Source organism: Paenibacillus cineris, from assembly GCF_018333335.1.
Classification (GTDB): domain Bacteria; phylum Bacillota; class Bacilli; order Paenibacillales; family Paenibacillaceae; genus Paenibacillus_AQ; species Paenibacillus_AQ favisporus.
This window is the reverse complement of sequence record NZ_BORU01000001.1, coordinates 561,515-576,385: the sequence shown is the minus strand read 5'-3', so window position 1 is coordinate 576,385 and position 14,871 is coordinate 561,515. Positions and strand designations below refer to the sequence as shown.

9 protein-coding genes are annotated in these 14,871 nt (G+C 53.2%); 5 read left to right on the top strand and 4 right to left on the bottom strand.

The features are described 5' to 3' along the window. Positions 1-14 precede the first annotated feature (14 nt). Positions 15-1,817, bottom strand: coding sequence for a sensor histidine kinase (locus tag KI379_RS03035; protein WP_212984597.1), 1,803 nt, complete (start codon positions 1,815-1,817; stop codon positions 15-17). A 4-nt stretch (positions 1,818-1,821) separates the two neighbouring features. Next, a complete protein-coding gene (locus KI379_RS03030; RefSeq protein WP_244879179.1) occupies positions 1,822-3,387 on the bottom strand; it encodes a response regulator transcription factor in 1,566 nt (521 codons plus the stop codon). A 252-nt stretch (positions 3,388-3,639) separates the two neighbouring features. Here KI379_RS03030 and KI379_RS03025 point away from each other — a divergent pair, with 252 nt between their 5' ends. From KI379_RS03025 to KI379_RS03005, 5 genes are all read left to right on the top strand, one after another. Further along, positions 3,640-5,415, top strand: a complete 1,776-nt coding sequence (locus KI379_RS03025) for a sensor histidine kinase (protein ID WP_212982746.1) — start codon at positions 3,640-3,642, stop codon at positions 5,413-5,415. A gap of 2 nt (positions 5,416-5,417) precedes the next feature. Continuing rightward, positions 5,418-6,212, top strand: coding sequence for a response regulator transcription factor (locus KI379_RS03020; RefSeq protein ID WP_212982745.1), 795 nt, complete (start codon positions 5,418-5,420; stop codon positions 6,210-6,212). A gap of 119 nt (positions 6,213-6,331) precedes the next feature. Continuing rightward, positions 6,332-7,669, top strand: coding sequence for an extracellular solute-binding protein (locus tag KI379_RS03015; protein ID WP_089545775.1), 1,338 nt, complete (start codon positions 6,332-6,334; stop codon positions 7,667-7,669). A 204-nt stretch (positions 7,670-7,873) separates the two neighbouring features. Next, the gene (locus KI379_RS03010; RefSeq protein ID WP_089545774.1) at positions 7,874-8,755 is read left to right on the top strand and encodes a carbohydrate ABC transporter permease; all 882 of its coding nucleotides are present in this window, start codon (positions 7,874-7,876) and stop codon (positions 8,753-8,755) included. A 54-nt stretch (positions 8,756-8,809) separates the two neighbouring features. Further along, positions 8,810-9,655 carry a carbohydrate ABC transporter permease gene (locus tag KI379_RS03005; protein ID WP_258875327.1) on the top strand — a complete coding sequence of 282 codons (846 nt, stop codon included), beginning with the start codon at positions 8,810-8,812 and terminating at the stop codon, positions 9,653-9,655. Between the two features lie 79 nt (positions 9,656-9,734). Here KI379_RS03005 and KI379_RS03000 read toward each other — a convergent pair whose 3' ends face one another. Together KI379_RS03000 and KI379_RS02995 are read right to left on the bottom strand one after the other, a co-directional pair. After that, a complete protein-coding gene (locus tag KI379_RS03000; RefSeq protein WP_244879178.1) occupies positions 9,735-12,611 on the bottom strand; it encodes a DUF5704 domain-containing protein in 2,877 nt (958 codons plus the stop codon). A 516-nt stretch (positions 12,612-13,127) separates the two neighbouring features. Next, positions 13,128-14,363, bottom strand: a complete 1,236-nt coding sequence (locus KI379_RS02995) for an S-layer homology domain-containing protein (protein ID WP_212982743.1) — start codon at positions 14,361-14,363, stop codon at positions 13,128-13,130. Positions 14,364-14,871: the final 508 nt, after the last annotated feature.

Here is a 14,871-nt window from a genome sequence, read left to right as displayed (position 1 = left end):
GTATTACGGATCGATCAGCCTGCCATACCGCTTAGAAACTTGATCGGAATTTCAAAAAATACGGTCGTGCCCTGCTGCGGGCTGCTTACGATATCAAAGCGCACCTGATCGTGATAGTACAGCTCAAGTCTCCGGTACACGTTGCGGATGCCGATATTGGCGCCGGACTCGTCTTCGGTCTGTACCGCCCTTTTAATTTCCTTGAGCCGCTCCAGCTCCATGCCTTTGCCATTGTCCGCAATAACGATGCGCAGACGCTCTTCGGTAACGTACGCGCTGACCGTCACGATGCCCTGTCCGTCGATCGCCTGAAGCCCGTGTTTGCAGGCATTTTCCACAAGCGGCTGAATGCTCATTTTCGGGATTTTGTACTGCAGCGCGTCCGGATCGATATCGAAGCGGTATTCGAATTTGTCACGGAACCGGAACTTCTCGATTTTGAGATACATGTCGATAAACACCATTTCTTCCTCCAGCGTCACGATGTCTTCCTTCCAGCTGAGGAGCCGCCGCAGCAGCTTGGATAGGCTTTTGACGATGTCGGTTACGTCCGTGTAGTGGTTTTTCGTACAGACGACGAGGATCGCATTCAGCGTATTGAACAGAAAATGGGGATTCATCTGGCTTTGCAAAAAGTTCAGTTCGGCCCGCACCCGCTCCATTTCCAGGTTTTTCTGCTGGATTTCCAGCTTGTAGACGTTGTTGATCAGGAACTTGATCCGGCCGGTCATCTTGTTGAAATTGCGGATGAGTCCGCCGATTTCGTCGCGCCCCTCGTCGATCTGGATCAGGTCGAACTTCTCATTCGTCACCTTCTGCATATGCCGTGCCAGCCGCTTCACGCGGTAATTGTAGGATCTCAGCATAATGAAAATAAATCCCGTCGTGAACAGGGTAATCCCCGCTGCGACGATACCGACATACAATCTCATTTCGTTCATCGCCTTGGTGATACGCACACCCTTGGTGATCCCGATCAGCCGCCATCCCTTGACGTATTTGGCGGTGCCGATGTTGACCGAATGAACGTCCTGTTCCTTGTCCTCAGCAGACAGTTTGAACACCGGGTACGCGTCCGTCGTGCCGGTCTGGTACCCGCTCTGGGCCGACATAATGATTTGGTCCCGCTCATTGACCAGGTAAAGATCCAGGTAATCTTTTTCCCGGACAATCACGTCATAAATTTTGTTCAGGTCGATGTCGATTCGCAGCAGCTTCTGATAGTGATCGTAGTTATCAAAATAATCCATCCGCTCGATCACGCTCAAATAAGGAGCCGTAAACACGCTGCTGCTGGCTTGGTTGGCCCGGTACGCTGCGACGAACACCGGATTCTGCGAGTCCTTCCACAATTTATACCAGTCGCTCGCCCGGACCTCGTCATCGATGACGTGGTAGTTCCCTCCGTCGACGATCGTCGGATTATCCGTGAAAATGCTGATGCGTTCGATCTGGTTGTTCACCGGAATGTAGCTGGTCACCCGGTTGCGCAGCTGCTCGTCAAAGGCGTCATAAAAATCGATCTGGCTCGCGTATTTCCGGTCGAGTATTTCATACAACATCTTATCGCTGCTTAAGGCATGGCTTACCGCTACTCCGCCGTCGATGAAATCATGAATATCCTTTCTCGCCCGCTCGATCGAGATATCAAGGTTCTGCTCCTCCCGTGCTTTGATCAGGTCCGACAGGCGGTCCGTCACCACCAGGTTGATGACGATCACCGGGAGCAGCACGCCGACGATAAAGATGAGCAGAAATTTATAATTCAGCGGAATATCGTTGACGATCTTCCGGAGCTTGAATTTGCGCGTGGACATCATTTCATCGCTCCCCCATCGGTCCATCCGGCGAATTTCCGGCATCCTGCTTGTAGGCCGAAGGCAGCATGCCGGTTTTCAGCTTGAATTTGTTAATAAAATAGTCCGTGTTCGGGTAGCCCACCTGAAGCGCCACGTCGGAGATTTTGAGCGGGGAGCGCTTGAGCAGCCTTTTCGCCTCTTCGATCCGCTTGTCATTGAGGTATTCGTTAAACGGCTTCCCCGTCGTTTTCTTGAACAGCTGGCCCAAGTAAGTCGCGTTCATATGAAAATGCCGGGCCAAATCCTGCAGCTGCAGCCTTCCGCGGAACTCGCGGTCGACGTATTGCACGACCTGGTAAATGGTGTTGCTCTCGCTGCTCAGCTTCAGCTCGGACAGAAGGGCCCCCGCCTGAAGGCAGAAACGCTCCACATAAGTCTGAAGCGCCCGGTAATCCCTGATTTCGCCAAGCGTGCCAAGCTGCCTTTCCTGTGCCTTCATCAAAGCGGCCGGGTCGCCGTTCAGGTCCTTGATCAGGCCGCAGACGGACCATTCCATATCCGCCACATGGCTCTTCACCCATTCCAGCTCCACAGGAACCGCGGCAATCCATCCGAAGGATTCCCTGACACAAGCGGTGATACCTTCCGGATCCCCTTCCTGCAGCGTTTCCAGAAGCGTTTTGAATGTTTGCAGGAGCAGCTCCCGGTTTACCGGACGGATGCACTCCTGGTAGAAAAACACTCCGCTTTTCCCCAGACAGCGCTTCCGCTCGACGACTTCCACCGTTTGGGCATACAACTCCCGGATCGAGCGCAGACTGCGTTTCGGCTCGCTGACGGCGATAATGACCGGCCCGTCCAGCCGTTCAGTCAGCTCCCGGTGAATCTGGATTGCGGCATCCTGCAGACGGCCCGAAACTGAGGCGCCGGACTGCACGACAAATCCCATTCTTCCGCTTCCGTCCTGAAAAAGACAACCTGTTTCTCCCTCAAATCCTCGAGTCAACAGCGGACTTACCTCAGCGGAATCGAATACGTTTTCTATCCATACCAGCAAGCATTGCAACTCTGAAGTGCCCTCCAGCTTCAGAGAACGCTTGATCTGCTCCTCCATGGCTTCGCCGTACTCTCCCTGTATCAGCCTGTTCATCATATGGCTGACGGCCAACAGCTCCTTTTTCGCCTGATGATGCTCTGCTTCAATTTCATCGCCGATCTTCCGGCTGAGCTTGACGAGCAGTTCCCCTATCTCATCGTCATCCACCGGTTTAAGCAGGTATTCAGCCACCCGCTGCCGCATTGCCGCCTGGGCGTACGAAAAGTCGTCGTAGCCGCTCAGCACAACGAATTTGGGTGGTTTGGCCAGCAGCTGATTCGACTGCTCGATCAATTCAATGCCGTTCAGCACCGGCATATTGATGTCGGTGACCACCAGCTCCGGACGATGCTCCTGAATGAACCGCAGCGCATCCGGTCCGCTCTGTGCCTCCCCGCAAACCTGAAAACCGTATTTGTTCCAGTCGATCATCGTCCGGAGGCCCTCAAGAACCCACGGCTCATCGTCCACTAAAAGTACGTTCAACATCATCCTCGCTCCTTACTCATTGACCCACCCGTTGTAAGCGCATTCACAAAGGTGTGTATGGCAGGTTCCCCTCTATTACCTTCTAAGTTAGCCTGATTTTAGCAAAAGAGTCGTAAAAAAGAAACCGTTCTCTTTCTGCATCTTTACGCCATACCCGCCTGAAAAAGGATAATGACAGAAACCGCTGACTTAGGTTACATTTCAACTATGTCATTCCTCTTCCATACCACTCTCCGTTCAGAAAGGTTGACCCTGATGCGAACGAAACTGAACCGGTTCAACACGCTCCGGAACCAAATGCTCTTCGGCTTTCTGTTTGTGATGCTCATTATTTTGTCGGTCGTGGGAATCGTGAACTTCGATACCGTCTCCAGGCTGCTGAAAAACAACGCGGAGAAGCACATTCAACAAACGGCCATTCAGGCGAGCGGAAGGCTTGAGGCCGTTCTGAACCAAATCGATTCCCTGACCACTCAGGTCGCCACCAATACCTACGTTCAGCAGGTGCTGCTGAACGAGTCGGCAGGCAGGCACGCCACGTTCTCGGAACGCCAGTCCTTGCTGAACAGCATCAAAATCGTTCAGACCTATGCCGACGGCATCAACTCGGTCGAGCTGTACAGCGGCAGCAAACGCAGGCTGTTCCCGCTGGATGAAGGCCATCTGAACAGCAGGATCAGCCAGAAGTGGATCGATAACGCCCGCGAAGAGAAGGGGCGCATCGTCTGGATCGGGATCGATCCGCTGGATCCGAATTCCGTGCTGGCGATCCGAAGCGTCAGTCTGATGGACCAATGGTTCAGGCCGGGCGGGTATCTCCTCATCCGGATGAACCGTGAGATTTTTCAAATCGACGAGGCGCTGAACGAGGATGGCGGCCGCGAAACGATGCTGCTAGCCGACCGGAACTACAGCCTCATCGCCGTGAACGACGACCAGGTCACGCCATGGCGCATCAAGTCCCTGGTGGATACGAACGACGCGGTCGTCGCCATCGACGGGCAAAAGTACATGCTCGTCAAGCAGCAGTCCGCCTTGACCGGATGGACACTGCTGATCCTGACGCCAATCAGCGCGATCACAAGCGGCATTTCGGTACTGCGCACCGCGATCCTGGTCTCCGCGGGCATCGGCAGCATCCTGTTCATCCTGCTGTCCTTCCTGCTGTCGACCCTGATCACGCGGCCGGTCTTCCGCCTGATCAAGACGATGCGCAGCGCCCGGCTCAGCGGCCTCAAGCCGACGGTGCAAATTTCGTCCACCATCGAAATTAACGAGCTGAATCACTCCTACAACCAAATGGTTGAGCATATGAACGAGCTGATCGGGCTCGTTTACGAGAAGGAGATTTTGCAGAGCCGCACGGAATTGAAAGCGCTGCAGGCCCAAATCCATCCACATTTTCTGTTTAACACGCTTGAAGCGCTGTACTGGTCTCTCATGGAAAAAGACGAAGACGAGCTGGCCGAATATGTCGTGGCGATGGCCGATCTGTTCCGCTATACGATCACCGGGCCGGGCAAGGAGGAATGGGTCCGGCTCGAAGATGAGCTCGAGCATATCGAGCGCTACCTGCTTATCATGAAAATGCGGCTCGGCGACCGGCTGTCCTGGTCGATCTCGTCGCCGCCGGCCTTGGCATCGGTGCCGATGCCAAAGCTCCTGATCCAGCCCCTGGTGGAGAACGCCATCCTGCACGGCATCGAGGGCCGGATCGGCCCCGGCAAGGTGTCGGTCGGCGTGTCCCTGTCCGCGGATCAGATGCATCTGGTCGTCACGGTGACAGACGACGGAAAAGGCATCGACGAGGACAACCTCCGCCGGATCGTCACGGCGCTCCAGACCGGTATGACGCCGCCCTTCAAAGGCTCCGGCATGGGGATTTTTAACGTCCAGCAGCGGATCAAGCTCTACTACGGCGGGGACCGGCCGGATGAATCCGGGCTGGCGATCGACAGCCAAATCCACCGGGGAACCCGGGTAAGCTTAACCATTCCGATCCAGACAGGGATCCAGACAGGAGAGATGTAACGATGGTTAAATCGAAAACGATTTTAGTCGTAGATGACGAACCCCGAACGAGGCAAGGATTGACCCGCATGCTGGAAACCTGGGGGAACGGCACATGCAGTGTCATTTCGGCGGACAACGGCCGCGACGCCCTGGACCTGCTGGAGCGCGAGGCGGTCGATCTGCTTATTACCGATATCCGCATGCCGGAGATCAGCGGACTGAATCTGGTGCAGCAGCTGGAATCCGGATCACCGGCCGCCCAGCCGGCCATTATTCTGATTTCCGGCTACGCCGAATTCGAGTATGCGCAGCAAGCGATCCAGCTGGGCGTCGTCAATTATTTGCTCAAGCCGATCCGCAAGGACAAGCTGTTCGATGCTGTGGAGAAGGCGCTCCAGGTTCAGGAGGAACGCTCGCGGATGAGCAAAATCCAGCGCATGGTTGACAGCAAGCTCCTTGACGCCACCGGAGACGTGAATACGCTAGCAGAGCCGGTCCAGGAAGCGCTTCAATACGTGTCGCAGCATTTGGATCAAGGCTTCGGTCTGCGGGAAGTGGCCGATCACGTCCATTTAAATCCCAGCTATTTCAGCGTCCTTTTTAAGGAGCAGATGGAAATGACCTTTATCGAATACGTCACCCGGCTCCGAATCCAGAAGGCCAAGGAGCTTCTCCTGCAGACGAAGCTGCCGGTCTCGGAAATCGCCGAACGCGTTGGCTATCAGACAACCAAGTATTTTAACAAGGTTTTCAAGGACTACGAAGGCGCAAGCCCTGGCGCCTACCGCAAAGGCGGTCAGGCAGCACCCAAATAAAGTGGAACTATACCCAAACGCTGTGCCCTTATGTCCTCCTAATACGGGATGCTACACTTGGCTTCAGAGGGAAAGCGCATACATCTCTCGCGATGATACGAAGGGGGAAACGGGCATTTATGAAAAAGAAATGGTTATCCGCATCCATGCTGCTGCTGGCATTGACACTCGTGCTGTCGGCCTGCGGCGGAAGTAAAAACAGTTCGGACGACGGCAAGACGGCCGCCGGCGGCGGGAGTTCATCCGGTGGGTCCGGTGATAAAGTCACGATCAAAATGATGCACCTGTGGCCGGACGGCAGCAACTCCGCCCAGAACAAGCTGGCGAAGCAAATCATCAGCGAATACGAGCAGGCCAACCCGAACGTCAAAATCGAAACGGAAGTGCTTGAGAACGAGCAGTATAAAAATAAACTGAAGGTCCTCTCCGCCTCCAACAGCCTGCCGGACGTCGGCTTTACATGGGCTGCCGGATTTTTGGAGCCGTACGTTAAAGGCAACATGTTTGCCCCGCTGGACGACCTGCTTCAAGGCGACCTGAAAGACAAATTTGTAGCGGGAACGACCGAAGCCTACGCCGTGGACGGTAAAACATACGCGCTGCCTGTCGAGCTGAACATCGTGCCTGTTTATTACAACAAAGAGATTTTTGCCAAATACAATCTGCAGCCGCCGAAAACCTATGAAGAATTCAAAAATATCATCAAAACGCTGAACGACAACAAAGTTACCCCGATCGCGCTAGGATCGAAAGACGCCTGGACCGGCTCCTTCTGGTACATGTACCTGGCTGAGCGGCTCGGTGGTCCGGACATGCTGGATCAGGCGGTAGCCAGCAGCACATTCAGCGATTCAAGCCTGATCCAGGCCGCCAAGGAAGCCCAGGATTTGGTGAAGAGCAATGCCTTTGTAAAAGGTTTTAACGGGCTGTCCAACGACGAGGCCAAATCCGAATTTATGAACGAGAAAGCGGCCATGTACGCTATGGGAACGTGGGAAGTGCCAAACTATACGACCAATCCGGATATCCCGCAGGAATTCAAGGACAAGATCGGCTTCTTCAAATTCCCGACGATCGAAGGCGGCAAGGGGAACATTAACGACTGGGTCGGCGGCGTCGGCGTCGGCATGTTCGTCTCCGAAAACTCCAAGGTCAAAGAGGATGCCAAGAAGTTCGTCAACTACTTCGTCAAAAGATGGGGTGAGCTGTCCGTGGTTGACGCAGGCATTATCCCGGGAACAAAGGTCGACACCTCCAGTGTCAAGCTGCCGCAAATGTTCATTGACGTCTTGAACGAACTGAATAACGCCAGCAAAGTCATTCTCTATCTGGACGTACAAATGAAACCGGGTGCTGCAGAAGAACATTACAACCTGATTCAGGCACTGCTCGGCAATGCCATCACACCGGAGGAATTCGCCAAAAAGCAGGAAGAGGCGTTAAAGACCGGCAAGTAACCGTTATGGTAGGGGATGAAAGGACGAACCGGCGAGCTCCGACGGGGCGTCCTTTTCTCTAAGATATAAGAAAGTATAAGCTTCGGAGACTCGGCTTCCTTATATCGCAAGAAAAACTTCCTCTAATGGCGGTCTGTCTTCTGTGAATTTACATCGATAGACGTTTTTCTTCTCCGACTAGCATCGTAAGGAGGCTTCCTAGTTATGGACAAAGTGATGTCGAACAAAAAGATCATCGCCCTATACGTGCTGCCGTCCCTGCTTCTGATTATGGCTATCATTTATATTCCCATCGTTCTTACCGGATACTACGGCCTGATGAAATGGGATGGCGTCAGCAGCATGAGTTTTATCGGGATGGAGAACTACGCCAGCCTGATGAAGGACAGCGCATTCTGGAACAGCGTGTACCATTCATTACTATTCGCGGTCCTATCGACGGTGAGCCTGGCCGTTTATATGATCGTTGCACTGATCCTGGCCGGGAACATCAAGGGGGCGGGACTCCTCCGGAAAATCTATTTGATTCCGATGCTGCTCTCTTCGGTAGCCATTGCCCAGCTGTGGCTGAAAATCTACCATCCGACAAACGGCATCCTCAATACGTTTCTCGTGTCGCTTGGCGTGGAGGATCCCCCTGCGTGGCTGTCGGATCCGAAGCTCGTGCTGTACGCACTGTTCATTCCGATTCTATGGCAGTACGCCGGTTTCTACATTCTGATCTACTACGCCGCCCTGAAAAACATTCCGGCATCGCTCATTGAAGCAGCCCGGATCGACGGAGCCAATCCGTGGCAGATTGCCCTCCGGATCAAGCTGCCGCTCGTTTCCGAGGTCGTCAAAGTCACGATTGTGCTGGCCGTCGTCGGCTCACTGAAATATTTCGATTTGATCTACGTCATGACAGACGGCGGGCCGAACGGGGCCAGCGAAGTGATGGCGTCCTATATGTATCAAAAGGCGTTCCGCGGATTCGATTTCGGCTACGGCAGTGCGATCGGCTTCTTCCTGCTGATCATCTGCATGGTCGCCACCTGGGCGATCCGCAAGGCAACCGCCTCCAAAGACACGATTCAATATTCCTGATAAGAGGAGGTGCTTATGATGAGAACCGCAAGTCCGGCCGTATCCGTTCCCGTGATGCGGTCTTCCCGGCCTGTCGGCGCCAGAATCGGCACCGGCCTGCTCTATGTCGTGCTGATTGCGGGAGCGGTCCTGCAAATTTTGCCGCTGGTATGGCTGCTTTTGTTTTCCTTGAAAAATAACCAGGAGGTATTCAATCTTCCTCCATTCGCCCTCCCCAGCCATCCCAAATGGGAGAACTATGAAAACGTATGGCAGCAGGGAAATATCGGCCGTTATTTTATAAACAGCGTCCTGATCACCGTCATTGCGGTCGTGCTGACGATTCTGCTCGCCAGCTTCGTGACCTTTGCGATCACCCGGATGCGCTGGAAGCTCAGCTCGCTCGTCCTTGGCCTGTTCATGGTGGGCATGATGATCCCGGTGCATTCGACCCTGATTCCTTTGTTCATCCTGTTTCAAAAAGTGGGGCTGACGGACAACCAGCTCAGCATCATCCTGTCCTACACCGCCTTTAACCTGCCGATCACGATCATGATCCTGCTCGGCTTCTATTACGCGCTGCCGCGGGAAGTGGAAGAGGCCGCCATTATGGACGGCTGCTCCGTGAACCGCATGTTCTTCCGGATCGTCATGCCGATGACGTTCTCCGTTATTGCCACGGCTGCGATCATCAACATGATTTATAACTGGAACGAGTTTATTTTCGTCAACACCTTCATCAGCTCGGACAACCTGAAGACCTTGACGGTCGGCGTCCAGAACTTCGTCGGACAGTACACGACCGACTGGGGCGCCATCGGGGCGACGCTGATGATCAGCATCCTGCCGATTCTCGTCATCTTCCTGGTGCTCAGCAACCGGATCGTGGAGGGCATCGCCGCCGGCTCGGTCAAAGGCTGATATGTTTAGCTCACAAAAAAAGGGCTGTCCCCAAGGTCACAAACGGACCTAAGGGCAGCCCTTTTTTACTGATTTCCCGTTAATGCGGCACCTGGCTGCTGAAGTCATCCCTGCTGGATTGATCGGTCTGGTAAAAGACGACGTCGCCGTCTTTTAGCGCAAATCGGTTCCCGTAGGCATCCTGGATGTTCCGGTTAAATCCCTCCATCTGCCACTGATTCATCAGCGGGGCGTAAATGTACTGCAAATGCGGATTTTTCAAGTCGCCCTCCTGAATGGACTCGATATTGAAGTTCACGACGATGTAGCCGTTCTTTAGAAAAATCGGGGACTTGTCGTCCAGCCCGCCGTGCTTGCGCCCGTATTCCGCCACATTCGTGCCCGCTTCGACCACATAGGGATCGGCCGGCAGGCTGTACTCGCCGTACCATTTCTGGATCGATACGTCTGCCCGTTCGCGGTTCACCGATTCAGGTACGGGTTCCTTCAGGCTGAGAAACGTCCGCAGCTGCTCAGGCAGAATCAGCAGGCTGTAGCTTCCGACCGGCGTCTTTTGCTTCGTATACTTGTTCAAATAGCTGTTGATGTATTCGTTCCGGTTCAGCCCCCCGGCTGCGCCGTCATGATTAAACTTGTAGCCTGCCGTATCCCGCAGTTCCTGAGCGGGCACGTTCCGGAGCCGGTCATTTAAGATGACGTAACGATGAACCTGATCCGCGGGCGATCCGATTTTCACAAAATGCTTCGAGCTGGTGCTGTAGTACAGATCCACCGGAATCCGCGTGTCCCCGCGGCCGTTGACGGCCTTCCCGTCTTTTCTGACGTAATAGAAGGTTGGCGTGATGCGGATGCCGTCCAGCGGGCCGAACATATTCCCTTTCGTTTTAAAATCAAACTTGAAGTGGTACCCGGTCTTGACGGAAACGTTCTTGAAACCCTGCAGCGGGCTGCTTCCCGGACGGACCGGCAGCGTAAAGACGGCAGCATTGCCCCGCGGATCGCCATCGATCCCTTTCTGACCAACCCAATAGGAGACGCCCGTCTGGATCGCGCTGCCCTTCTGGGACCGGAACACGGACTCCCAATTGTAATCGGCAATATCGGTCACATGAAAATCGTACAGCCGTCCAATGACATCAACCGCCACCTCATCGTATGCGGCATGATGAACAAGGCTCGTATTGGCGTCATTTTGCTGCGTATAGTCGGCCGGGGCATTTTCGGCAATATTGCGAAACGCGATCTGGTATGGACCTTCGTCCACCCATACCGGCAAATAAAAGGTCGTGTCCAGCTGGCCGACCGGAATGTCCACCCATGTATTTTTCGGAATAAAGGTGGTCCGGTTCCCATCATAGACGTCAAAAGGGAACTTGACCTGCTTGGTGCGGAAATACTTGGCGTAATCCCGGTTGCCGTAACCTGGATAGCTGACATGCTGCCCGCTCGTCGGAATCCGGACCGTGAACGGGCGTTCCAGAATCAGGGCGGACCGGCCGGCGTCCGGATTCGTTTTCTGGTTGTGCGCCGCATCGTCCGACACGGAGGAATAGTTGACCACAGGCGTATGGACCGTCACGGTGTTGATGCCGTAGATCGGAAACTCCTGGTTCTGTCCGCCGTTGATATTTCCCGGCATCAGGTCATATTCGATTTTACCCGCGCTCGGTGTATCCTTTTTATTGGTTTTGCTGCGATCGATCAGATTTCCCGGGCTGTACAGCACGTTATCGCCGATCTGGGGCGGCTCAGGAATTTGCGACGGTGTCGGGCCGGATTCCTCAACCTTCTGGTTGTTCATCATCGTCTGTCCGTTAAAGACCAGCGAGTCATTCGTCACCTGGATTTTGCCGACGGCTTTCTCCGCTTCCCCTTTTAGGGCGCCTTCGTCATTCGGCACCGACGGCTTGGACTTGCCCCCGGTCAGCGTCTGTCCGGCAGCCGTAAGCTCTCCGGGCGGAGCTGGCGGATCGTAATTCCCAGTCGTCGCAGCGGCATAATACGGTGGACTGTACCCACTCGGCTGGATCGCAATTCGGCCGCCCGGCAGGGCGTAATTGTCGAGAATCGCCTCGCGGATTTGGTAGACTTCCAGGTTATCGATTTTCCAGAAAGCATACCGCCGCTCAATTTGATAGGTATACGTTTTGCTTTCGGTCTCGCTCTGCGGGTCCGGCTCGATATGCGTTCCTTTGCCGTCGGCGTTCGGTACTTCCTTGCCCGGATCCCACTTCAGCGTGTACTCCTTGGTTACGTTAACCGTATATGTGCACGTCCCGGTCATCTGTACGAACTTGTCCTGGTACAGGTGATTCCGGGCGAGCACATTGCCGTATAGGCTCTCGGAGGTCGGAATGCCCTGAAGCACGTCAAACCGCTCGCTGCCGCGAGAATCAGCTTTGATTTTGGCTGTGACGACGGGGTCCATGTATTTGCCAGTCATCGATTGACCCGGCGCCGGCTCGGTGCAGCTTACCCCGGGATCCGGGGGATCGACCGGCGGCGGTCCGTCCCCGCCTCCATCGCCGACAGTCACGGTGGCTGTGCCGTACAGGTAGTAGAGGCCGCTTTTCCAAACAGCAGTGATTTTGGCCGTGCCTTTGCCTACGGCAGTCACATTCCCGCTGCTGTCCACCGTCGCCACCGCGCTTTTGTCGGAGCTCCACACCGTTTCGGTTCGGGTGGTCACGTCAACGAAATCGCCGAAGCTCGTATCGCCCTTCACGCTGAAGGGCTTCGTGCGTACCTCGGCTTTAAAGTTCTTCTTCTCCCCGGGTTTCATCGATGCACTCGCGGGAATCACCCGCATTTCCTTGATTTCTTTGGCGGTGCCTTCCCAGGTGAGGTTAAGGTTGATGTCGTACTCGACCAGGTATTTAGGGAAGCCGTTTGGTCGGTGTTTGATGTCGAGTTCTTCCCTATTTGTAAAATTAGGTCCACCTGTAATGATGTTCATGCCGATGCTTATATTATCAGAGAGAATGTATATATTCGGCATTTTTTCCCCAGGTGTAAAGTAGATTGCATCTCCGAATGAGGTTTTATCTTTAACTAATTTTTTGTCTTCGACAGCACTTGATGGTACTGAAACCTTAGTAGAATCTTCAAAACTCCCTGGTTCATACTCTAAAGAATTTATTTTAGCCGAAGTTTCCTTCCTTATAGGGTATGGATTGTATTTATCGTCCCCAGCATTACTAGCAGTAACATGAGTGCCACTATCGTAATCTGCTTGAAAAGAACCATCGTCTAATTGGTACCAGTAAACCCCTGGTTTTGCTGGTGCACTAGCGCTAACTTTCTTTGTCACTACTTGTCGTACTTGGGGCCCGGACGGATTGATGATACTATCAGACGGATAGCTCTCTCCTGATACCAAATTAATATCAACTACGGCCAATAGGATAACTGTGTGAATGAGGGAAACTAAAAATATTTTTTTTAATAACTTCATATTCTTTATCCCTTAATCTTACTTTGTTTCTAATGTGAAGATACCAGCATATGCACCATCATCTGAGTAAATGGTCTTTCCAACAGAGACGTCATCTTTCCCACGATATCTCTCTATAGAGGATGTGGTCCACAATCTAGTTTCTTTCCCAACTTTAAAGAAATCGCTCCCTCCATCAGTAGTGAGCGTTTCAAAACCAAACTTCTTCGATGTAGAGCTAAACACTCTGTACCCTCCCTGCAAGTCGGATTTCAGACCGTTTGTATAACTCCGATTATTAAACCCTTGTTTAATCGGAAGCACAGAAGAATCAATGAACACTAAATAAGACTTCTCAAAAAAAGGTGTATGCTCATCCACAAACATCCGCCCATAAATACTTCCCGTCTGGTCCGCGCTCAGCCCACTCATGAAAATATAATGATATATTTTAACTTTTCCAGTATTGTTTCTTAGGCTTACGTCCTTGCCCAGAATCGTTTTAAGCTCATGACCCTCAGCATACTGATACGCCGGAATCACCGTCCGGAGATTCGTCCCCGTCGTCCCCACTTCCCGCAGCTCATTCAACCCTTTAAAAGCGCTTGGCGCCTTCGTTTGCGTCGTCTCGTAACGCTGAATGATCACCGCCACCTCCGCGCGCGTGGTCGTTTTGCCGCCGCCGAAGCTGTCGTCCGGGTACCCGGACATTAGTCCCGTTCCCAGCATGACCGACACATACGGATAGTCGGCCTTGTTCAAGCCACCTTTGTAATACTCCGTCACCGGAACGATGGTGTCCTTCGTGTCCTCGATCGCCTGCTTGTACTCTCCGTCGCGGGCCGCCAGTCCCGAGGCCATCCACTTCGCCATTTCCATCCGCGTCAGTGGAATGCCCGGCTTAAAGCCGTTTGTGTAATCGGCCGGACTGAAAAAGCCTTTCCCCGCCGCCTCGCTCACTTCCTTTTCGCTCCAGTGCCCGGCCAAATCGGAAAATGCCGCAGCTCCGCCAGCGTTTTCGTTCGTCGACACCCTGGCCAAAATCGCCGCAAATTCAGCCCGTGTAACCGGGTCGTTTGGTCTGAATTTTCCGCTGCCGTCTCCTTTGAGATAACCTTTGGATACCGCATCGTTAATGGCCTGATACGCCCAGTGGGACACAGACACGTCCTTAAAAGCCGCCGCCGCGGCGGCTGGCACTGGCTGCTCGATTGCTCCTGCCGTTCCAAATATCATCGCCCCGGCAAAAATGGTCATCAACATCGCTTTGAACATACTTCTTCCGCTCCTGTTCTCCTAAAATATGATGCTTTGCATTTACTAAATCTCTTAACTTCTCTGATCCCTTCTAACTTTCTGACTGTTTCCGATACCCAGGTACCATCTAACTTACTGACTACCAGGTACCCTCCTGACTTCCTGGCTGTTCCAGACAACCTGATACCAACTGAATTCCTGCTTCTTTTGTTGCTCTAAACTCTCTTGCTAAAATTTCTTAACCGACGGGACTGCTTGCCCACGCGTGGCCCTAAGCAGCCACACCTCCTTATGTATTCCTGTGAAACTTCTTTCCTATTTAGCATAGGACTACTTGCAGTATACTACAGGATTTTCGCAAAATTTGTCATTAATTGTCACTATACCTCATCACTTCAATTATATAGGTTTAATGGATATATAAGATGCACGTGCTGCAAATAGCTTTTGCGATACCCGGCACAAAAAAAACAAAGCAGGAATGCATTCCTGCTTTGCCATGTGCCTCATGCCAAATGAAATAGCT